Below are 22,058 nucleotides of genomic sequence, written 5' to 3' on the forward strand. Positions count from 1 at the left end.
GTATCCCAATGATTGATGGCATTTACATCCTAGCCAATGATGTCGTCTATGACCAATTAGTTGCGTTGCTCAACAGTATAGAAGCTAATGCTGGTAGAAAAATTCCTGTTTGTATAATTCCATATAATGAGCAGTTAGACAAAGTAAAGGCAGAGATTGCATCTAGAGATAATGTCACCTTATTTGAAGATTCTGATTCCATAGCTTACTGGGATGACTTTGCTACTCAGATATGGAAAAATTATCCTAGAGCACAAAAAACTTGGCGAGGGTGGGGCTTTCCAGAACTCTATCGGCTACCAATGCACCGCAAATTATGTGGTGTGGATGGCCCCTTTGATAGATTTATTTATTTTGATGCAGATACCTTGTTAATGGGGCCCGTAGATTATGTATATGAAAAATTAGATGCCTATGATTGGGTAGTCAATGATTTTCAGTATAAATCTGATTTAAAGTTTGTTTTTGATGGTTCCTCAGAACAGATGCAGCAAGTTTTCAACTCAGATAACTTGCAATCTAAAGTATTTTGTGCTGGTTGGTTTGCCACTAAAAAGAATATTTTTTCCCCAGCTATAAGAGCCGACTTTATCGACAAATTAATAGCGGGTGAAGCTGAAGTGATGTGTTGTTTAGGCCCTGACCAATCTTTATTTAACTATATGGTATTGAGAAGTGGAATTTCATATTATAATTTTGCTTTTCATGACTGCAAACAGTCAACTGGTAATCACTGGAGTTCTCAATTTGATGTAGTAGATAACATCCTTTATGACCAAGGACGGCGGCTGACATATCTGCACTATATGAGTATAAATTCATCAAACTTTACTCAACTTTGCGCTGGTGAAGATGTTAATATTCCATATCGAGATGTGTTTTTGCATTATAGATATTTAAAATCACCTGAAGAACGTCCTCAAAGCTTTACCCGCCCAAGCCAGCTAATGCTTCTGCAAAAGTCTACTAGGAGTTTTATTCAGCAAAGAGTCAATAATATTAAGCTAAATTACCGCAATTTAAAGGATAGAATTAATGGGTACTAATAACATAGCAAAGATTCTTAAAACTTTCTACGAAGTTTGTCATATTGAACTTTTTAGTAAGCTCGAACAGATTATTTTTACAATATTCTATCGTAATAAAAATTAAAATTATTCAACGTCGCAAGTCTTAAACACAAAGAACGATAGTAATAGCCGATAAATTTATTTAGTTTACGTGCCAGCTTTTGGGAAATTGAATTTTGGCGGTATTCAATGGCTTCATGCTGTTGAAAATATATTAGCGTTGTATCTGGATTTGCTTGTCCTTTTTTGATTTTCTGTCGTTCTACCCAATCTTTGAAATAGACAATACCATCCATAGCATCCCATCGAACTGGTAATCCAGCCTTAGCAGCAGCTAATCCTATTGCATAACCCTCAGCACCATAAAAACCATTTAACTCACAGTAAAGTGCAATGGTTTCCCAGTGCTTGAGAAATTCGATTTCCCGTCCATCTTGCCTTGTCACTACAAATAACATTTCCATCACAAACTGGATATTAGTATCTTCTAAATCCAGGTCTAGCTTTTGTGCTAGCTTGCTAAGAATGGTCAAATCTCTAGTTCTATTTGCCTTGTAAGCATCATTTACAGAATTAATATATGCGTGATTATGTTTGACAATACTGGTACAACTTCTTGCTGTTATGCCAGGAAGCCATTTCATGTCTGGTTGTAACTTCTCTAATATTCTGATATCTGCATCGACAAATATGCAAGTATTAAACAGTGATATTGCTTTGGCAATTACAAACCTTTTATCGTGGTAACAACCAATGCTCTGTTGTTCATGTTTAAATGCTAAAACATTAGGATATTTTTTAAATTCTTGTGGTTTATCTGTTAAGACAATTAAGTATATTCCTGGCGAATGTTTTTCAATATCTTGAGCTAATAGGAAAGCATGAGAGCGATATCTTTTACCCAAAGCTAAACTACAAAAACAAACGTCTGGTTTTTCCTGTTGCATAAGGTTTTATTTTTAAATAAAGTTTGACTGACAACTGATATCAAAAATACGTTTAGAGACAGCAGAATTTACAGCTTGTTCCGATTTAAATCAAATACTATATTTACATATATAATGTGGATACTGACTACTGTAATAGTACTTATTTTTATCCAATTACTAAATTCCATTCAAGCCCTAACAGATGTGAAGACGTGATTAATTGCATCTCGACAAAGCCTTGACAAATCATCATCCTAACAATATAAATGCTCACCAGCGATGGTGAGCATTTAGGTTGATTTGTGTATTAGTGAATTGTCCTATATCTCAATACAGTTCAGTTAATAAGAACTTACAGCTATTTTCAGGTATTTAGACCATGATTAAGAAGGAGAGTCGGGAGTAGTGTAGTTCAATTACTTGAAAAGCGTTGTAACCATATTGTTTTAAATTATTGCATAGAATCTAAATCTAAAGATTGCATACCTTCGCGTTCTATAAAGGTCATCATACTTCCCAACTGCAACCAAACTAATAAACAAGTAAACAGACTAATTGGTAAACCGACTCCTAAAGCTAAAGAGGTGGGAAAACCAAATATTTCTAAGCCTGAAGACAGAAATAGACAAGTACCGCCAGTTATACCGATAAATGGCACCAGTAATTGTTTTAGTGAGGAACGCGGTTTAGTATCTTCTGTACGTTCGGTTGGCCATTTCTGCACAATTACTTTCAAAGTACCAGATAATGCCAAACCAGATGTTAATGCTGTCAGAAATCCAACAAGTAACAGAAAATAAGGCGGTTGCAGAGGAAAATAGTACATGAAAACTCCTGATTTATATTAAATAAAGATTTTTTACTTTTTGTTTGTTGACTGGTTCCCAGCAAAAGGCCCAAGGAATGTAGCTTTTGGCAGGATAGCAGCTGCGCCTTCCCTGGATAAGTTTGTTAAAATGCCGATCGCTACATTTAATAAACGATCTGGTTTTATGTCATCTTTAACCAGGTTCCACAGGCGTTGGACATCTTCGGTGTGGAGGCGGTCATCTTCGGTGAGAGCAAGCACCAGCTGCCGCCGCAAAAATTTGCCTTCTTCCGAAATTAAATATTGGAACCCCATCTGGGCTGTGGGCAATACATCAAAGTTGTTATCAGTCCGAGCGATCGCAATTAAATTCTCTAATCGCTGCCACTGAAATTTACCATCTTTGAATAAGACATTCAATAATCGTCGCCGTAATTCCGGCGATTCCCCTGTCAGCAACCGCCGTGCTATATAGGGATAACCCACTTCAACAATTTTGAAATTCGGGTTGAGGCTCAGGGCAATACCTTCTTGAGTCACCAAGGAACGAATAATCAAAGCAAACTTCGCCGGGACTCGGAAAGGATATTCATACATCAGTTCCGAGAATTCATCGGTAATAGTTTTGAAGTTAAAATCCTTGACATTTTTGCCAATGGCGTTTCCCAACACCGCTTCTAATGCTGGCACAATTGGGCAAATATTCGTATCTGGAGTCAGAAATCCTAATTTTACAAAATCTTCGGCTAGGTCGGTGTAGTCTTTATTCACCAAATGCACTAGTGCATCCACCAGTGTTTCTTTGGTGGTTTCCTCCAACTGATCCATCATGCCGAAGTCAATATAAGCCATCCGACCATCGGGGACAGCAAACAAATTGCCGGGATGAGGGTCAGCATGAAAGAAGCCGTGTTCTAAAAGCTGTTGCAATCCTGATGTAACGCCAATTTGGATAATCGCTTCTGGATCTAAACCTGCTTCTTGAATGCGTTTAGTATCTGTCAACTTGAAGCCGTCAATCCATTCCAGGGTTAAAACGTGGGTATTAGTATAACGCCAGTAAATTCCTGGAACTTTAACTTGGGGGTCGTTGCGGAAGTTGCTAGCAAATTTTTCGGCGTTGCGACCTTCATTTATATAGTCGATTTCTTCAAATAACTTCGTGCCAAACTCATCCACGATTAAAGTTAGGTCGTGACCGAGATTGAGAGGTAACCAGGGAGCTACCCAACTCGCCCCCCACCGCAATAAATAGAGGTCGCGGGTGAGAGTCGGGCGTAAGTTGGGGCGTTGCACCTTCACTGCGACTTCTTCGCCACTGATTAGACGACCACGATATACTTGACCCAAGCTAGCAGCAGCTACTGGGTTAGGTGACAGTTCGCTAAAACTTTCGTGAATGGAACGGTCTAGTTCAGTTTCGATAATTTTGTAAGCGATCGCATTATCGAAAGGTGGTAACTGATCTTGTAACTTGATCAGTTCTTCTAGAAAATCCTTACGTATTAGGTCAGGTCTAGTAGAGAGGGCCTGACCAACTTTGATAAAAGTCGGGCCGAGGCGGGTGAGCAGTTCTCGCAACTGGATTGCTCGTTTACCCTTGTTCTGCTCAACTTTATCTTGCCATTCGTCCCACTTGAGACTGAGTATAAATCCCGCAAAAGAGAAGATAATTCTCAGGAGTCGCCCCCACGCTAGCCAGGGACGGTAACTATAGTAGCGAGCGATCGCCTCTGGATTATAGAGTTTTAGCAGAGCAGGTTGATACTGACCCACGCCTTTATTTGCCTCTTCAACTGAAAAATTTACAATGATTGTTTTTCTCCTAACCCACAAGTTAGTTGCAAGTTCAGGATAGCGGTAGTCTTTTGTCTAAAACAACTAGAACTCTACCCTTTTGGGATACTGTTCGTGGTGATTTTAGCCTATGTTACTGCCTAAGATTTGTTTATCTTTTTCTTAATTATACTTTATAAAACTACAACTAATTATCCACATTTCAGATGATTTTATCTTTTCTTAACTATTATTTATAAAAATATAAATATCTACCTGTGTCTGATTATGCAAATTTAAATAGACTGCAATAGTAAGTAACTTTATTTACTAACATTTATATATAGTAGTAGTACTATTACTGTCTTGGATTTAATCTTCGTTACGATTCCCGCCTCGGAATAAATTCCAAGGCTAATAGCTAAAGTCCTCTCAAGAGGACTCTCAAGAGGACTAAATACAAAATTTTCAGCCATGTAGAAGGCTATCTTATAGCGGTTCTCAGTTGAGTAGGTATAGAACCCCACCTTCTAAGAGCAAGTGAGGAGCTTGCTCTGATATACCTCATTTGATTAGGAAAAGCTATATATAAAAGGGAAAATTTCAGTCCACTTGAGTGGACTTTAGCTATCAGCCCAGAACTTAAGTTCTGGGTGGGATATCGGATGAGCGCGACACTTTGACTGTTACAAAAATGTGGGTAACGACAATGGTTTATTTCCGCCGTGCTGTACTAGTCCTAGAATTGTATAGTTAGGTGGAAGAATCAACCCGCGACTCATAACAGAATTATTATTTATAAGTGCTATAAATTTGGTAATTGGTAGTGATTTTGCCACACTTACCAATTACCAATTAGCTACTTCTAATGATTGTGTACTGCTATTTAGATTTTGCCTCCAAGTTTTCTAGACGGCTTCTCAATTCCTGATTTTGTTGTTTGAGTTGGTCAAAATCCTCACGCAATTGACGTAAGGTTTTTTCTGAACCAATATTCTTTTGCACCTTAGAAATTTCTTCTTCAGCATAGCGACGTACACGCCCATCGGCTGTTTGTTCAACTAGCGATCGCAAAATCCCCACTGCTTTGGGTGTTTCCATTTGTCCTAATGCTGCTGCTACCGACACTTGCGTTAAAAAGAAGGTTTCTTTGGCTAGTTCTGTTAATTTTTCTAAAATTCGTTCCAAATTAACCGGACTTTGACCTACAGAAATCTTTCCTAAAGCGCGAATTGTGGCTAAACGTAGGGGTTGTGGTACACCGAGTTTGGTGTATTCGATTAGCAAATTTAAAGCTGCTTCCGAGGTTTTGAATTCAGCTAAACCGGCAACTGCACCACTCCGTACTACTTCATTCCAACCCGCCTTCTCTTCTAAAACGGATTTCAGCAGCTTTAATATCTTGTCTTCCTTGGGTTTTTCTTCCAAGTTTGCAGATGCAATCGCCCCGATCACACGAGAAGCTGCTGCTTCCACGTAGTAGCTAGGATCGCCCTTTTGCACTACCCCTCTGACAGCTTTATAGCTTTCAGCAGTTTTAATTTCAGCAAGTGCTTCCACTACAGCTCGTCGCACGTAAGCATTTTTATCTTTTAACCCAATAACTAAGCCATCAAAGGCTTGGTCTAAATTGATTTGCGCTAGTTGTTTCGCCGCTTCCACACGCACACCCCACAATGGGTCATTTTTTAGCGATGTAGATAATGCTTTTGTTGCTTCTAATCCACCTTTTTTCGCCAAAGCTGCTGCTGCGTAAATACGTGAAATCGGATCGGGATCAAATTCTAACTGTGCTTTTAACTCTGATATTGGATACTCCAAAGTTACTGTTTTCAGATAATTATTCCCAACATCAAAGCTGATAAATTGGGGCTTATTTTCTAGGGGGAAGTAGAAGCTTTGTTCACGCTCATTTACCCGCACTACAAAAGTTTTGAGTTGTGAGTTATTAATTATGAGTTTGGAATTCTTTTTAACTCCTAACTCCTGTACAGACGCGATTAATCGCGTCTCTACTCCTAACTCCTCATTCCTCCCTTCTTCCTGTTGGGTATAGCCAAAACCAATAGGTATTTTTAAATCAAACAAATCCTTACTGCCATTTTTACCTTCAGCAGCTTGGGTTTGAGTTACCGTGATTTTTGCCAAATTAGCATCCCCATCCCAAGAGTAAGCTACTTTAAAATCGGGATGACCACCACGAAAAACATATTGGTCAAAGAGGAATAAAAGATTATGTCCGGTAGCCTTTTCAATCGCCCTGAGTAAGTCTACTGTTTCTACGGTTTTGTGGGCATTATCTTGAACAAATGTTTGGATAGCCTCCCAAAACAATTCATCTCCTAATTGGGCCCGAATCATGTGATAAACACAAGACCCTTTTTCGTAAATGTGGCGATCGTAAAGCTCAATAGCTTCTCGGTAAACATGTGTTACCATCGGGCGACGATAACGGCTGCTATCTTCACTTAAGTAACGACGAGCTTCTAATAAACGATAGTAAGCTGCTTCTTCTAGACTATATTCCTGTTCTGTCCACATCACCTCAGAATAAGAAGCCATCCCTTCCTTAATCCAAGCATGAGACCAATGCTTAATCACCACCAAATCACCAAACCACTGGTGCGCGAGTTCGTGGACGACTAAACTTTCGGTATTGCGGTTATCTAAAGCGGCACGTTCATCTAGCAAGCATCTATCTGTTAACAGTGTTGTGGAGGTGTTTTCCATCCCGCCAAAGATGAAGTCATCGACGCAAACCTGAGCGTATTTCGGGAAAGGATATGGATAGCCATACTTTTGGCTCAAAAATTCGATCATGCGGGGAGTTTTGCCCATGCTGCGTTTAGCATCTTCCTCCCGTCCCTTTTCTACGTAGTAGGTAACTGGTTTACCGTTCCACTCATCCTGAATTTCGGCAAAGTCACCTATTGCCAAAGTCATCAAGTAGGTAGGATGAACTTGTTGCTGTGACCAATGGTAGATTTTGTAATCACCATCTTCTGTGGTGTTAATCAATTCGCCGTTGGAAATCGCCACGAGAGGGTTGGGGACACGAACGCGAATTTCTGAGGTAGACAATTGTCCTGGATAGTCAAAGCAGGGGAACCAAAAGCGAGAGTCTTCGTCTTCTCCTTGAGTCCAAACTTGAGTTGGCTTGTTTGGGTAGTGCTTGTCTGGTTGAATAAAGTAAAGACCACGCTGCGGTTTTGCCACCGAGTAGGCGATCGCAATCAGCAAGCGTTTACCAATTTGGGTCACCTCAGCAAGTTGGATGGAAAGCTGTTCCCCATCGTAGTCAAAATTTTGTGGCACCTCGTCCACCTGCACAGACTCGATATTCAGGTTGACAGCATCCAAAGTCAAACGGTCAATGCCATTACGGATTGGTAAGAGGCGAATGCTACAACTGCCCTGATAGCAAAGCTTTGGGATATCCAAGCTGAGATCGAGAAAAATATGCTCTACCTGTCCGGGGCGATCGGGGTTGTAGTGTGGTCTTGCTCCCGGTAACTCAAAAGGTTTGTGTACGTTATTATCTGTATCAAAATAAGACTTCGACATTGATCCTTACTGACCTTGTAATCCTGAAAAGTCTGGCTTGGCTGGACGTAGTTAAGCAAAATAGCGGTGTCTAAATATATTTCCCAAATGAACAGGGCATTATGGAGGTGAGAATTCCCTTTTGGGATTGGGGGATTATTAATCTCACCCGAATTTCCGAAGGTCGGCTGCCGATCCTTGGACTTTTTTCCATATCCCTCCCGCATTTACTTTTACTGATGTTTTGCACTTTTTTGTCATCGAGTCAAGAGTCTCTTGCACCTCGATAAATTTTTATTAAGTACAAACACTCCTAATTATTCTTATATAGGACTCCGATTTGATTTTTGAAAACATACTGAGACTGAAAAGCCCGTTAATCAGGGTTTTATCTGAAATTTTGCTGACAAATCAGACAGGAGTCCTATAACTTAGGATAGCTTGCCTCTGTTGAGGAGGCTATTTTGTTTGAAATGAACAGCATATCATTTGCCGATTCGCTCCTCATCTCGTGGAAGTATTTTTTAGAGTATTTATTTTACACTGCTAGCTTATAGGACTACTAATTTTATCAGTAAATACCGATCAATGAGCGGAAATTATTAATAAATCCGAAAACTCTACAGTGACACTTGTATAAATCTCGGTGACAATCTGAGCAAAAGAGGATAACAAAATGCCTGAAAGTAAATCCAAGTTTCTCATTCCTGCTGTTGGTGCTGCTGTAGTTATTGCAGGAAGTATAGCGGCTTATACGTATTTTAAAGCCCCATCAGGAGGTAGCTCAGACGCTATAGGCAGCGCTAAAGTAGTACCTTCAACAGCATTGATGGCAACTTATATTACTACTGACCCTCAAGCCTGGGCAAAGCTACAACAATTTGGCACTCCAGAAGCACAAAAATTAGTGGCAAAAAATCTGGAAGATTTCAATAAGCAAATGTTCAGTGACGGTAACGTTTCTTATGAAAAAGACATAAAGCCTTGGGCTGGTGGTGTCATGATTGCTGTACTACCACCAAATCCTGTGAAACCAGCGCAATTAAACGTGCCCTCTGGGACACCTAATATAACAACAAATTTACAGCAGGAACCGAATATCCTGATAGTGGTAGGAATCAAGGACAAACTCAGTGCGTTGAATTTTGCTAACAAATTGAAGTCACAAAAAGGAGTTAAATTCCAGGAATCTGACTATCAAGGTCAAAAAATTATTGAAACTACAGAAAATGGCAAGCCGACGTATAGCGTAGTTTTAAATAATAATCACTTGGTATTAGCCCCGAAAAAGCAAGCTGTAGAAAAAGCAATAGACACGTTTAAGGGACAGTCTTCTTTTGCCAGTAAAGAAGGTGCTAGCAGCATTCTTAAAGGAGTGGATGTCAAAAACAGCCTCGCCCAAATTTATATACCAGACTATGCAGGGATGGTACAGCAATTAGCAGCCGGAAACCCGCAGGTAAAGCAGTTACCTCCACAAGCTCTGGCGCAACTCAAGCAGATAAAATCAGTGATGGCGGGCGTTGGTGTTGATAATGGGGGAGTGCGGGTAAAAGCGATCGCCAATTTAGATCCGCAACTAAATAAATTTCAGTATCAATCAAGTCCGGGAAATATAGTTGGGCAATTTCCCACTGGTACTTTTGCCCTGATTAGCGGAAATGGTATCAGCCGTGGCTGGGAAACACTAGTAGAAGAGTCAAAAAATTATCCAGAAATGAAGCAAGGTCTTGAACAGGTGCGAGGACAACTGAAATTTGTCAATATTGACCTGGATAAAGATATTTTTGGCTGGATGAATGGGGAATTTGCCTTTGGTGCGATTCCATCTAATCAAGGGGTGTTAACAAATGTTGGTTTTGGAGGTGCTTTAGTATTTGATACTAGCGATCGCAAAACTGCCGAAGCCACCTTGACAAAATTGGATACCCTTGCCAAAACACAACAAATCAACGTCGCCAATACAAATATCGGTGGGAAAGACGTAACGGAATGGCAAATCCCCAGACAGGGAGCTTTATTGTCACATGGTTGGCTCGATCAAGACACTGTATTTGTGGCTCTTGGTGGCCCAGTTGCTGAAGCGATCGGCGATCGCAATAATCCATCTCTCGACAATAGCGATACCTTCAAAGCCGTCACTGGTTCTTTGCAAAAGCCCAACGGCGGCTATTTCTATTTAGATATGGACAAAACTCAAACTGTGCCCTTAATCAAGAGTTTAATCTCATCTGACGCCAACACTATCACCATGCTGGGTTCCATTCGCGGTCTAGCTTTTACCGCTACTAGCCCTGATAAATCTACCAGTGAATTGGAGATGTTGTTAGCTCTCAAGCCAAATACTGCAAAATAGGGCATTGGGCATTGGGCATTGGGCATTGGGTATTGGGCATTGGGTATTGGGCATTGGGCATTGGGCATGAGTTATTTCTCCCTCATCTCTCTCATCTCCCTCATCTCCCTCCACTCCCTACTCCCCACTCCCCACTCCCACAATTCAAATTGCTTCTAGACTGGTGTCCAACAAGTATGTCATAAGTAGAAAAGGCTTTTAAATGCAAACTGATTTATGACTGCTGCTGTAAACACTAATCCTGGTTTAGCTTCCCGCTTGGTGAATGGCATACTGGCAATCCAGCCGTTAGCCAACTTAGCCAAGCATCAAGCTAGACAAATGATGATTAAACGTGCCGAAAGAATTGGCGTGCCTTGGACGCAAGAAGTCGAAACACTACAGGCGCGTGATTGGAAGGCTGATCTAGCTCAAGTAGAAAATCCTCAGCTTTCCTACCCAGAATACTATTTGCGGTCATTCCATGCCTATGAAGGTGGAAACCTAAGTTGGAAAGCAGCTTGTGAGCTAGAAGTTGCTGCCCGTACTGTCCATGCCGGAATTTGGCAAGATGCTGGAGCAGAAGGAGATGCTAAACTGCGCCAAAGTTACCACGATATCCTCAAAGTGCAAATCCCCAATCAACCCCAAGACATCCTAGATTTGGCCTGTGGTGTGGGTTTGAGTACCTTTGCCCTACAAGAAATTTATCCCCATGCTCAAATTACAGGCTTAGACTTATCTCCTTACTTTTTAGCAGTTGCCAATTACCGCGCTGGGCAACGTCAAGCTAAAATTAACTGGCTTCATGCCCAAGCGGAATCTACCGGGCTACCTGATGCCTCATTTGATTTAGTTTCCATTTTCCTGATGTGCCACGAATTACCCCAGTCAGCAACCCGACAGATTTTAGCCCAAATGCGGCGCTTGCTGCGTCCAGGTGGCTACTTGGCAATCATGGACATGAATCCAAAATCTGAAGTTTACCAGAAAATGCCAGCTTACATTTTGACGTTGCTCAAAAGTACTGAACCGTATTTAGATGAATATTTCGCTTTGAACATTGAGCAAGCTATTGTTGAGGCGGGTTTCCAAACTCCCACAATCACTAACAATACCCACCGTCACCGCACAGCGATCGCTCAGGTGAGTGGTTGATTTCTCTCTACTACTCTGGGCAGCAATACCACCTTTGCTGCTGCTAGGCTACTACTACTGTCGGGTGCCATTTGCCCCACCTCTGTTAAAGTTGCTGATGTTCTTTATCATCGGCGCAATATCTGGTATCTTAGCCCTTAGCCTCGAATGGGTTTTTGAAACTGTAGCTAATTGGATTGTAGACTGGCAGCAGATCAAGCGATGTCTGCCGACAACCTGCTTCTCTACAAGAGGCTTTGCCAACGCGTCTACGCTTCCTGGTATAGCGTTGCGGCAGCTTGTGGAAGTAGGCCCAATTGAAGAAGGCTGCAAGTTTGTAGCGGTTGTTGTCCCAACCTACTATTTGCAACGCAAGTATCGATTATTTGCATCTACCGTTTTCCTCTTCACCATAGCCGTTGCCCTTGGATTCACTGCCGAAGAGAATTGGATTTACCTTTTCCACGATACAGCATCAATTCTAGACCGTACTATCGGTATGCCAGTCCACGCCATGTTCTCTGCACCTTGGGGATATGCCTTAGGAATCTATATTTCCTCCAACACTCGGTTAAATCGAGACAAAAAGTTCATTTTTAGGGCTTGGCTAAATTCTGTAATTTGTCATGCCTTAGTTAATGTTTTATCTAGTGCTTGGCGTTACTCACTACCTTTAAGTTTCCTGAGTTATGGTTTATTCCCGTTTCTCTTGTGGATGTTTTGGCGACTAGAACAATTACTGCGAAAAGTGCAAGGCAAACCCGCCATTACCCTAATCTCAGGCCATACACCCCAACACCGTTACTGGCAGAGGAGTTTAGTGCTGTTTGCCCTCGTGCTGGGTGGAAATGCTATTTTTGGGCTGTTTCTCTTAGCCAGGATTCTTAGTCCCTTGAGTCCGTCGAAGCTTTTTGATCCTGATATTTTGTGGTTTATAATTAGTCGCTTTTTCCTAAATCTCTTTTTCGGAGTTTTAGCCTGGGGCATTTATCGCTATTTGCGACATTCTGCTCGTCGTCGGTATTTTTAAAATATGATTTAGAAAAATGCTAGGGGGTTTCTATGCAAACAACTCCAGTGCGTTGGACGACTGCTGACTTAGAACTATTTGCTGGCGATCGCAGAAATCGCTATGAGATTATTGATGGAGAACTATTTGTGACCAAATCACCTAGTTGGGATCATCAATCAAGTTGTGGCAATATTGTTACAGTTCTTAAGATTTGGTCAGATGAAACTGGTTTAGGTCAGACTGCGATCGCACCTGGAATTATTTTCTCAGATTCTGACAATGTGATCCCTGATGTGGTATGGGCAAGTCATGAACGCTTAAAAAACTTGCTAGATGAAGCTGGACACCTCACAGGCGCACCGGAGTTAGTAGTAGAGGTTTTATCACCCGGCGAAAAAAACGAGAAACGCGACAAGGAAACAAAGCTAAAGCTGTACTCGGTACAAGGGGTTCAAGAATATTGGATTTGCGATTCTATACAAAAGAAAGTTGAGATTTATCGACGTGAACAGGCTGCATTAAAGTTAGCAGCTACTTTATTTAGTCAAGATGAGTTAACAAGTCCTTTGCTACCTGGTTTCAACTGCTTAGTTAGTAAACTTGTTTAGCCTTGGATTCTTTCCTACCATCTTTTTTACTCTGTGTTCTATGCGCCTCTGCGGTTAAATAAATTACTTTTAAACCGCAGAGAGACAGACAGAATAAAATAGATTTTACGAGTCACTTTGAAAGGACTAATTTTAATAATTATGAATTACGTTAGCGCAGCGTTAGCGAGTCCGCGAGCGTCATTACGAATTACGAATTATTAAAAATGCCCTATGCCTCAATTTTCAATTACCTAAACGCCTGCCAACACTGGCTGATTCACGGCTGCGCTGACTGAATTTGATTCAGACTCAGTACAGTAGATTTCGCAGGAGTTATTGGGACTTTCAATAAGTTTCACTTTGTAAAGTTTAGCTCCCAATTCCTGAATAGGCGATCGCAGTAAATTACTAATGTAAAGTGCGATATTCTCAGCAGTGGGCACAACTTCAGCAAAGTAAGAAATGTCTTTGTTTAAAAAGGTGTGATCGAATGGCTCAACCACATAATCTTCTACCACTTGATTCAAAGCACCTAAATCAACAATCATCCCAGTGCGTGGGTCAATTTCCCCTTTCACAGTGACTTCTAAATGATAGTTGTGTCCGTGACCGTGGGGACGAGCGCACTTACCATAAATCTCAGTGTTTTCTTCGTTACTGAGGTTAGGATGAGCTAGCCGATGGGCGGCGCTAAAGTGAGTACTAATCGTGAGGTAGGCTTCCATTGCGTTTCCCATATAATCTGCCCAAAGTTCAGGATGTTCAAATAACTGCACACGCACTAGAGGCAAATGAGGTGCTAGCCTCTGCCAGATAATCCGTGCAATATTCTCAGTTGTGGGTAGAGTTTGTTGAAATTCTGCCCACACATCGTTGAGATAAGAGAAGTCCAATTGACTAGTAACTTCCCGTTTAATTACGTGTTTCACATCAGACAAGTTCAGCACCATGCCATATTCATCCAATTCCCCGGCTAGGGAGATAAATAAGACATAGTTATGTCCGTGTCCCGGAAATCTAGAGCAAGCAGCAAATTTCTCAATATTCTCAGCTTCACTCAGTTCTGGCAACCAATAACGATGACTTGCCGAAAACTGGGCGCGGCGATTAACAATACATTGCATGAGTACACTATGAGCAGAATTTAAAATTTCTTAATCTTTCTCTGCTTCCAGCATAAACTAATTCTTAAGTTATGTGTCATTAGTCATTAGTCATTAGTCATTAGTCATTAGTCATTAGTCATTAGTCATTAGTCATTAGTCATTAGTCCTTTGACATGCAGCGAAATTGACCCATGCCCCATGCCCCATGCCCCATGCCCAATGCCCAATTTCCAATGACTATGTAACAGATGCTTGTGCCTCACAGTGTAACCTCGTAGCTATGCGGAATAGTTCATGACCTGTGTGTAAATAACGCTCATCGTAGTTCAAAGGAAAATAACCTAATTCATCGAGTCCATCTGCTACTTGATCGAGGCTGTAGTAAAGGTGAGCGGCTGTTCTTGCTAAACTAGGCGGATTCGGTAGAGAGCGAAAAGTAATTTGTGCCTGCTTGAGGTCATCTCGACAGGCTTTTAAATATTCTTGAAATTCATCTAACAACTCATCATCAAAGGGATCAGCAGCTAATTGCTCCATTTGTTCTTCTAACGAATAAAGAATGGTACAAAGCAAGCGATTTACTGGTTGGTAAACTTTGCGTAGCCATTCCTCAACTTGCTCGTCAACATCGCGTCCAGTTTTTCGTGTTGTCTGGTAATGCTTTTGTGCTGATGCTGTACGCTGTTGGCGATCGCTATTTAATTTTTGAGAGTCATCTTGCAGTTGTTGGTCATAATCGCGGCGATTTTGGTTGTCGCCTAAGACTTCATAAGCTGCATTGATGCGGATTATCTGCTCTTGATCGGCTGTTTCCTGATTGCTGTCAGGATGAAATAACTTAACCAAGCGGCGATAAGCTTGCTTAATCTCCGCAAGGCTTGCACTTGGACTAACTTTGAGAGTTTCGTAATGGTTAGAAACGTGCTTAGAATTGACCATTAATTCAATTTATCGTTAGCTGATGCTAGCGGCTAACCTTGTTTCCAGGTCTTGGAACAACGGTGTACTCAAATATCTCTCACCAAAACTGGGCTGAATCATCACAATTAAACGTCCCTCATTTTCTTGACGTTGGGCAACGCGAATTGCTGCACATAAAGCTGCTCCACTGGAAATGCCAGATAGTAGCCCTTCTTCTTTTGCCAAACGCCGACTATAAGCGATCGCTTCTTCATCGGTGACGGTAATCACTTCATCAATTAATTTTATCTTGAGAACTTGGGGAATGAACCCAGCCCCAATTCCTTGGATTTTGTGTGGCCCGGGGTGTCCCCCAGATAAAACTGGGCTATTGGATGGTTCAACAGCGATCGCCTTAAAACTAGGCTTGCGTGCTTTAATCACTTCTGCTACACCAGTGATCGTACCACCTGTGCCCACCCCTGCTACGATCATATCTACTTGTCCATCGGTATCTTCCCAGATTTCAAGAGCTGTAGTTTCCCGATGCACTTTTGCATTGGCTGGATTGCGGAACTGCTGCAACATATAAGTATTTGGCGTAGTATTAACCATTTGTTGCGCCCGCCCAATTGCCCCACTCATGCCTTCCATCCCTGGCGTTAGTTCCAGTTCTGCTCCATAGGCCCGCAACATTGCCCGTCGCTCCGCACTCATTGTCTCTGGCATTGTCAAAATTAACCGATAACCCTTAGCCGCTGCTGCCATTGCTAAGGCAATTCCTGTGTTTCCAGAGGTGGGTTCTACCAATACTGTCTTCCCAGGAGTAATCAGCCCCTCTTCTTCGGCGGCGTTAATCATACTCACCCCAATTCGATCTTTGACTGATGCCGATGGGTTCATACTTTCCAGTTTCACCACAATTTTTGCAACACATCCTTCTGTTTGGGGAATGCGGTTCAACTGCACTAGGGGTGTACGACCAACCAGTTCTGTAATGTTACGAGCAATTTGCATAATTTAGCCCTTAGTTATTAGTCAAAAGTCATTTGTCATTAGTCAATAGTCATCGGTAAGTCCAGTCCCAATACAGTTCAGTTAAGCATTTATTCCTTCTCTTTGCGTCCTTCTCTACGAACGCGAACAGCGTGTCGCAGACAGACGCTATGCGTAGCTTGCTTGCTTCTTTGTAGGAGTATGCGTGCCTTTGCGGTTTGTTAAAAAATTAAGAGTTTTAGCCTTAACTGAACCATATTGAGTCCAATCCTGTTCAGCTTTGCTGTTCCCGTAGGATAAGCGGGTTTCCAAACCAATACGCTTGGGTTAAGCCAGAAAAATAAATTTGCGTAGGTTGGGGAGCCACTGCGTTGGGCGGGTTTCCCGACTTGAAGCATGTGGCGTTTGAGGAACGAAACCCAACATTTTCGGGCATTTGTTGGGTAACACTAAAGTTCAACCCAACCTACAATTATCCTTAACTTTCGTAATGATTAGAAGTTCGTCGCTGGTAGGGTATGCATATAATGCCCACCTTACTGTGGTCTATTCATACAGCATATTTCAAGTTTGTGAGGTACAAAAATACCCCACCCAAGCACTCGCACACCCTCCGCGATATATTGAGGAGAGTTGGAGACGGGTGTACTTCATTTACTTGCAAAGTGCTGTATAAAAACCGTCATAACTTATAACTCACAACTCCCAATACGATTCGGATAAGATCCCCCCGCCTGTGGCGACCCCCGATAAATTGGGGGTAAAGGAGGAAACTAGCCCCCCAATTTATCGGGGGGTTGGGGGGATCTTCGCAGGGTAAACAAGCTAACCGAACCGTATTGTCACAACTCCTAACTTTTCTAGTATACTTCGGTTAACTACTGGTGTTTATTTGTTGTTGCTACCGAAAACAAAAAGCCCCACCTGATGGCGGGGAACAATAGAGTTCAAAATTGTCGGTGAAGAGTCAATACTCTAGAAGGTGAAAGTTGTTCTGAGCGTACCGATAATTGCATCGTCGTTATCGTTGCTTTGACCAGGAGAGGTCAACCAGATTACACCAGGGGTTACAGAGATGTTATCTGACACGCGATACTTGTAGAAGCCTTCAAAGTGATAGGGTATATCATTACCAGCAGTAACACCTGTCCGGTTAAAGGAATAGGGCTGTGCACCAGCAAAAATACCTAAAACGTTACCCTGTTTACCAAAATCAGCTAAAGCAACTCCAGCACCGTATGACCAAGCTTCATAATCATCACCTATACCAAAGCCTGTGACATCGTGGTAAGAGACGAAGCCACTAACTGATAGCTTGTCGCTCGGTCTAAAGGCAGCCGACACACCGTAGGAGTTGCTGGAAGCTGCACCTAGTAAAGCGTTAGATTGTTCAGTACCTACTGCAAAAGGTCTTGTTGTTCCCAAAGCAGTGTTGACGTCTGATGCCTCACCCGAGTCGAATAAAGCACCGCCTGCACTGTATCCGTGAACGTAAGTAGCAGCTAAGGCCAAGCGATCGCCAACACTAAAATTCAACTGTCCAAGAGCTGCATAGTCGCCGTTGGTCAGACCTTGACTCAGACCAGGATTATTAGCTTGGGACGCCAAGTAACCCGCAGTTATTGAACTATTTCCCAGGATACCGCCACCTCTGCCAAGGGGTAGATTAAGCGCTATACCTGCGCCACCACCAATACGATAGATGGGACTTTCAGAAGCAAAGGCAGACAAAGCACCATTACCACCGTCAGTTTGGTCGAAAAAGTAAGGGTTGTTAACAGCAGCATAATGGCTGTGTCGTCCCCCACTTGCCGCAAGGTAAACTTGGGCTGGGCCTATGGGAGCTTCATAGGTCAAACGATCTATGCTGACACTGTTGCCACCTTCGCCATTACCGACTTGAAATGTTTGTGTGCCTTCAGCAGTGTCGATAACACCACCACCATTATCTATTAGTGAAAAGGCTTGTGCATTCCCGGCTGCGAGACGGGTGTGCAAAACGTCTCTACCAGTGAAGCTGGTTTGTAAGTCTAAACGGACTCTGTTTTGGAAGACAGTATTATTAGCATCACCAGTGTTATCGCCAAAGGCATCACTAACAGCAAAAATAGCTTCACCGACTAGTTTGGTAGTAGTGGAAAACTGATTAGCTTCCAATTCAGCAGTCCGCGCTTCTAAGGAATCTACGCGACCGCGTAGGGTTGCCAATTCTGCGGAAAATTCTTCTTGTAACCGTTGTAAGGTAGCTAAATCTTGTTTGGTCACCAAGTCAGCTGTTGCTGTGGCAATCAATTCGTTAACTCGATCCAAACAGGCGTTCAAACCAGCAGCAAATTCGTAACGGGTTAAAGCACGGTTACCGCGATAAGTAGCATTTGGGTAACCTGCAATACAACCATAGCGCTCAACCAAGGATTGCAATGCTTGGAATGCCCAGTCAGTGGGTTGTACGTCGGAAAACTGAGAAACCGATGTTACTTGAGACTGAGAGTTATTTTGGTTGCCTTCGTTGCTGTAGCGATTAACTTGATCAATGGTTGTTTGAGCCAACATTTCTGGCTGTTGGGCAACTTCAGTTACACCTGGTTGTGGGGCTGGTGATACTTCAGTGGTTGTGTTTGGAGCCGCAATCGCTGTTGCCGAAACTAACAATGTTGCTCCCAAAACTGCTGGGCTAACCACTAAGGATTTCCACAATATACTAGACATCTTCTCTTTACTCCTCACACCTTGTTTAGATAATTGGTTTCGTTGCACCTAATTCTCAAAAATGCGACATCTCATTGAAACCTGTGCATGAGGCATAGTTGCCACTACTACAATTTTAGTTTTTGCAAAGCTAATAAACGATTAACTTAGGGTTAAAAACTTATGTGATTAACTTATGCAAAAACATATCTTTATATCATAACATTATAAAACATCTGATCTAGATGGCAATATTGGAGCGATCGCCTTAATAACTGTCACACGTAATTATCTAAATATTTAAGTAAGGAGTAGGCTTTAGGGCATTCGCTCCCTACGCAGGCTAAATTGCTCAAAGCTTAGACACCTAGCAAATTGTCAGTAAAAATCCCTTATTGCACTTAGCCCTACTAAAATTCGCACACCAATTAAACCACATTGACTCAGCTACACAAATGTAGGCAAAGCTTTCATGCAGAGTAGTTTATCTGCTATTGCGATCGCAAACACCAGCTTATGAATCAAGGGTTTCAAAAACCGCGCACTCCAAAGCGAAACCCCTAGTTGTAGTCTTAAAGCTTGCTACGCGCTGCGTCTCCCCTTACGGTGACTTCCAGTTCCCTAGTGCAAGATGTCAGAAGAAATCACTTAGTTAATTTGGGAAATTGCCTGCGCTAAATCAAAGTCAGCCTGCGTCAGCCCACCTGCATCATGTGTTGTGAGTGTAATCGTCACTTTGTTGTAGGAAATCTCTATATCTGGATGATGTCCTGCCGACTCAGCAGGCTCCACCAGCTTATTGACAAACTCAATTGCTTGGATAAAATCCTTGAATGTGCGGGTAATTTGCAACTTGGAGCCTTCAACAGTCCAACCTGACAGAACCTTTGCACTTTCTTGAATTTGCGCCTCAGTGAGTAGTTGTGCCATCTCAAAAAATTCCTAGTTGCATTATTTGGGCCACATTATATATTTCATTAGATAAAATCCCCTTTATTCTCCATAGAGAAAGAATGGGAGGATCAACTAGAGCATAATGCATGTGTGTATATTTAAATCAGACTTAATAAATAGACGCTATTGCTCACATCTGGTCAGAACCCAAGGTTTGATGCAAGATATTTTTATTTTTAATCAAAGTTAAATACGTTGCCTTTGCCGCCGCACGCATCGCCATCTAAGTTTTCAAAAGCAACCATTAATAAAACCAAAGTTACCTACAAAAAACTATCCGCTCTGAGTTAGATCAGATAATCTATCTCAGAGCGGTCTAGCGGGTCTTCAGGTTGCAACCAGACTGCCGGAAGGAACTCCGAGCTTGCCTAGCTAGTTGAGCTAACTTAGTATCTCAAAGATAACTAAGGCTAACTTTTAGAGAACAGCCCCGGCACACAGCCGGCTAACTGCAACCTGATGACCCATGCATTTACTACTTTCTATCATGGGCATCACCTCCTTGTTGCCTAAGCGGTCTTAGTCTCAAAAGGGCAGAGCATTTGCTCCGGGTTTATAACCTTCATCTAAGATAACACATAAATTTAGAGATATTAACGATATATAAAAAATAAAAAAATCCCCCACCGAAAGGCGGGAGATGACTGGAGAATGGGGAATATTGACACTTTATTAGCTTATGCCAAAGAGATTATTTAATCTGGTTGGTGTCAATTTTTGGCAACTACAACCCTGATTTAAGTCATGGTCGGCTTTCAATATTAGAGAGCGTTACCGCGAGGTAGAACTTCCTCAGGGAATACAAATTGTTCGTGGGGTTGATCTTGAGGAGCCATCCAAGCGCGGATACCCTCATTCAGCAAAATGTTTTTGGTATAGAAGGTTTCAAACTCCGGGTCTTCCGCCGCCCGTAATTCTTGGGAGACGAAATCATAAGCCCGCAGGTTGAGTGCTAAACCGACGATGCCGACGGCACTCATCCACAAGCCTGTAACTGGCACGAACAACATGAAGAAGTGCAACCAGCGTTTGTTTGAGAAGGCAATACCGAAAATCTGTGACCAGAAACGGTTTGCCGTCACCATTGAGTAGGTTTCTTCCGACTGGGTTGGATTGAAGGCGCGGAAGGTGTTAGCACCATCACCGTCTTCAAACAAGGTATTTTCGACTGTGGCTCCGTGAATGGCGCACAATAGAGCGCCACCCAATACACCCGCAACACCCATCATGTGGAAGGGGTTGAGTGTCCAGTTGTGGAACCCTTGCAGGAATAGTAGAAACCGGAAAATAGCAGCCACACCAAAGCTGGGTGCAAAGAACCACGACGATTGTCCCAAGGGGTACATCAGGAATACACTGACGAATACCGCAATCGGAGCTGAGAAGGCGAGGGCGTTGTAAGGACGGATACCTACTAGACGGGCAATTTCAAATTGCCGCAACATGAAGCCAATTAAACCGAAGGCTCCGTGCAGGGCCACGAATGGCCACAAGCCACCCAATTGGAACCAACGGGTGAGGTTGCCTTGGGCTTCTGGCCCCCACAACAGCAATAGGGAATGTCCCATGCTGTCGGCGGGGGTGGATACTGCCACTGTTAGGAAGTTACAGCCTTCTAGGTAGGAGGAGGCTAACCCGTGGGTATACCAAGAGGTGACGAAGGTGGTACCGGTCAGCCAACCGCCTAGTGCTAGGAAGGCGCAGGGGAACAATAATATCCCTGACCAACCTACGAATACGAAGCGATCGCGCTTGAGCCAGTCGTCTAAAACGTCAAACCACCCTCTACTAGGGGCGCGTCCAACTGCGATGGTCATTAGAGCAAATCTCCAAATGTTTATAAGTACAGGTTGTATCTGTATTATAGATGGCTATATAAAAGCCTTCCATAAGCAGAAAGTTAACCGGGTTGTTAACCTAGTTTACAATTTTTTACACACCTTTAATCATATTAGGTGTTAATCGCTAATTTTTCTAGGGGTTTTGTAATAAAAATTTATTTTTGATTCAGATGAGGTGGGGAGTGGGGAATGGGGAGTGGGGAGATGAGGGAGATAAGGGAGATAAGGGAGATGAAGAGAAATAACCAATGCCCAATGCCCAATGCCCAATGCCCAATGCCCAATGCCCAATGCCCAATGCCCAATGCCCAATGCCCAATGCCCAATGCCCAATGCCCAATGCCCAATGCCCAATGCCCAATGCCCAATGCCC

16 protein-coding genes are annotated in these 22,058 nt (G+C 42.5%); 5 read left to right on the plus strand and 11 right to left on the minus strand.

Translation table 11 applies throughout. The annotated features are described in order from the left end of the window. Nucleotides 1–8: 8 nt before the first annotated feature. Nucleotides 9–1,046: an Npun_R2821/Npun_R2822 family protein gene (locus LC586_RS27180; protein WP_229488340.1), complete on the plus strand. Its 1,038-nt coding sequence runs from the start codon at nucleotides 9–11 to the stop codon at nucleotides 1,044–1,046. A 77-nt stretch (nucleotides 1,047–1,123) separates the two neighbouring features. Here LC586_RS27180 and LC586_RS27185 read toward each other — a convergent pair whose 3' ends face one another. The 4 genes from LC586_RS27185 to LC586_RS27200 form a co-directional block, all read right to left on the minus strand. Then, nucleotides 1,124–2,017, minus strand: a complete 894-nt coding sequence (locus tag LC586_RS27185; RefSeq protein WP_229488341.1) for a hypothetical protein — start codon at nucleotides 2,015–2,017, stop codon at nucleotides 1,124–1,126. A gap of 433 nt (nucleotides 2,018–2,450) precedes the next feature. After that, nucleotides 2,451–2,825, minus strand: coding sequence for a hypothetical protein (locus LC586_RS27190; protein WP_229488342.1), 375 nt, complete (start codon nucleotides 2,823–2,825; stop codon nucleotides 2,451–2,453). A gap of 33 nt (nucleotides 2,826–2,858) precedes the next feature. Next, complete coding sequence (locus LC586_RS27195; RefSeq protein ID WP_229488343.1) at nucleotides 2,859–4,583, minus strand: ABC1 kinase family protein; 1,725 nt, start codon at nucleotides 4,581–4,583, stop codon at nucleotides 2,859–2,861. An 882-nt stretch (nucleotides 4,584–5,465) separates the two neighbouring features. Beyond that, complete coding sequence (locus tag LC586_RS27200; protein WP_229488344.1) at nucleotides 5,466–8,147, minus strand: M1 family metallopeptidase; 2,682 nt, start codon at nucleotides 8,145–8,147, stop codon at nucleotides 5,466–5,468. Between the two features lie 655 nt (nucleotides 8,148–8,802). On the opposite strand from LC586_RS27200, the gene LC586_RS27205 reads away from it, so the two are divergent. Beyond that, nucleotides 8,803–10,482: a DUF3352 domain-containing protein gene (locus LC586_RS27205; protein WP_229488345.1), complete on the plus strand. Its 1,680-nt coding sequence runs from the start codon at nucleotides 8,803–8,805 to the stop codon at nucleotides 10,480–10,482. On the opposite strand, the gene LC586_RS27210 is transcribed toward LC586_RS27205, so the two are convergent. After that, nucleotides 10,453–10,596, minus strand: a complete 144-nt coding sequence (locus LC586_RS27210; RefSeq protein WP_229488346.1) for a histidine kinase — start codon at nucleotides 10,594–10,596, stop codon at nucleotides 10,453–10,455. The two genes, LC586_RS27205 and LC586_RS27210, sit on opposite strands and share 30 nt — an antisense overlap. A 102-nt stretch (nucleotides 10,597–10,698) precedes the next feature. On the opposite strand from LC586_RS27210, the gene LC586_RS27215 reads away from it, so the two are divergent. The 3 genes from LC586_RS27215 to LC586_RS27225 are packed head-to-tail and all read left to right on the plus strand — an operon-like array spanning nucleotide 10,699 to nucleotide 13,218. Further along, nucleotides 10,699–11,619: a class I SAM-dependent methyltransferase gene (locus LC586_RS27215; RefSeq protein WP_229488347.1), complete on the plus strand. Its 921-nt coding sequence runs from the start codon at nucleotides 10,699–10,701 to the stop codon at nucleotides 11,617–11,619. Beyond that, nucleotides 11,612–12,628 (plus strand): PrsW family intramembrane metalloprotease, encoded by a 1,017-nt coding sequence (locus tag LC586_RS27220; RefSeq protein WP_229488348.1) that lies wholly within the window; start codon nucleotides 11,612–11,614, stop codon nucleotides 12,626–12,628. Before LC586_RS27215 ends, LC586_RS27220 begins: the two co-directional genes overlap by 8 nt. 32 nt (nucleotides 12,629–12,660) lie before the next feature. Continuing rightward, entirely contained in the window at nucleotides 12,661–13,218 is a 558-nt protein-coding gene (locus LC586_RS27225) for a Uma2 family endonuclease (protein WP_229488349.1), read from the plus strand. Between the two features lie 233 nt (nucleotides 13,219–13,451). Here the strand turns inward: LC586_RS27225 and LC586_RS27230 are convergent, their stop codons facing one another. The 6 genes from LC586_RS27230 to psbD all read right to left on the minus strand — a co-directional run bounded on the left by LC586_RS27230 (nucleotide 13,452) and on the right by psbD (nucleotide 21,661). After that, nucleotides 13,452–14,324 (minus strand): 6-carboxytetrahydropterin synthase, encoded by an 873-nt coding sequence (locus LC586_RS27230; RefSeq protein WP_229488350.1) that lies wholly within the window; start codon nucleotides 14,322–14,324, stop codon nucleotides 13,452–13,454. Nucleotides 14,325–14,543: 219 nt separating this feature from the next. Further along, nucleotides 14,544–15,245 (minus strand): J domain-containing protein, encoded by a 702-nt coding sequence (locus LC586_RS27235; RefSeq protein ID WP_229488351.1) that lies wholly within the window; start codon nucleotides 15,243–15,245, stop codon nucleotides 14,544–14,546. A gap of 15 nt (nucleotides 15,246–15,260) precedes the next feature. After that, nucleotides 15,261–16,223 (minus strand): cysteine synthase A, encoded by a 963-nt coding sequence (gene cysK / locus LC586_RS27240; RefSeq protein ID WP_229488352.1) that lies wholly within the window; start codon nucleotides 16,221–16,223, stop codon nucleotides 15,261–15,263. Nucleotides 16,224–17,177: 954 nt separating this feature from the next. Continuing rightward, nucleotides 17,178–18,911, minus strand: coding sequence for an iron uptake porin (locus LC586_RS27245; RefSeq protein ID WP_229488353.1), 1,734 nt, complete (start codon nucleotides 18,909–18,911; stop codon nucleotides 17,178–17,180). A gap of 627 nt (nucleotides 18,912–19,538) precedes the next feature. Beyond that, entirely contained in the window at nucleotides 19,539–19,820 is a 282-nt protein-coding gene (locus LC586_RS27250; protein ID WP_229488354.1) for a 4a-hydroxytetrahydrobiopterin dehydratase, read from the minus strand. Between the two features lie 785 nt (nucleotides 19,821–20,605). Beyond that, entirely contained in the window at nucleotides 20,606–21,661 is a 1,056-nt protein-coding gene (psbD, locus tag LC586_RS27255) for a photosystem II D2 protein (photosystem q(a) protein) (RefSeq protein ID WP_100900373.1), read from the minus strand. Nucleotides 21,662–22,058: the final 397 nt, after the last annotated feature.

The organism is Nostoc favosum CHAB5714 (assembly GCF_020829495.1).
Taxonomy (GTDB): Bacteria; Cyanobacteriota; Cyanobacteriia; order Cyanobacteriales; family Nostocaceae; genus Nostoc; species Nostoc favosum.

Coding starts and splice junctions, on each gene's coding strand:
- LC586_RS27180 (WP_229488340.1), top strand. CDS start 9: ATGATTGATGGCATTTACATCCTAGCCAATGATGTCGTCTATGACCAA.
- LC586_RS27185 (WP_229488341.1), bottom strand. CDS start 2,017: ATGCAACAGGAAAAACCAGACGTTTGTTTTTGTAGTTTAGCTTTGGGT.
- LC586_RS27190 (WP_229488342.1), bottom strand. CDS start 2,825: ATGTACTATTTTCCTCTGCAACCGCCTTATTTTCTGTTACTTGTTGGA.
- LC586_RS27200 (WP_229488344.1), bottom strand. CDS start 8,147: ATGTCGAAGTCTTATTTTGATACAGATAATAACGTACACAAACCTTTT.
- LC586_RS27205 (WP_229488345.1), top strand. CDS start 8,803: ATGCCTGAAAGTAAATCCAAGTTTCTCATTCCTGCTGTTGGTGCTGCT.
- LC586_RS27215 (WP_229488347.1), top strand. CDS start 10,699: ATGACTGCTGCTGTAAACACTAATCCTGGTTTAGCTTCCCGCTTGGTG.
- LC586_RS27225 (WP_229488349.1), top strand. CDS start 12,661: ATGCAAACAACTCCAGTGCGTTGGACGACTGCTGACTTAGAACTATTT.
- LC586_RS27230 (WP_229488350.1), bottom strand. CDS start 14,324: ATGCAATGTATTGTTAATCGCCGCGCCCAGTTTTCGGCAAGTCATCGT.
- LC586_RS27235 (WP_229488351.1), bottom strand. CDS start 15,245: ATGGTCAATTCTAAGCACGTTTCTAACCATTACGAAACTCTCAAAGTT.
- cysK (WP_229488352.1), bottom strand. CDS start 16,223: ATGCAAATTGCTCGTAACATTACAGAACTGGTTGGTCGTACACCCCTA.
- LC586_RS27245 (WP_229488353.1), bottom strand. CDS start 18,911: ATGTCTAGTATATTGTGGAAATCCTTAGTGGTTAGCCCAGCAGTTTTG.
- LC586_RS27250 (WP_229488354.1), bottom strand. CDS start 19,820: ATGGCACAACTACTCACTGAGGCGCAAATTCAAGAAAGTGCAAAGGTT.
- psbD (WP_100900373.1), bottom strand. CDS start 21,661: ATGACCATCGCAGTTGGACGCGCCCCTAGTAGAGGGTGGTTTGACGTT.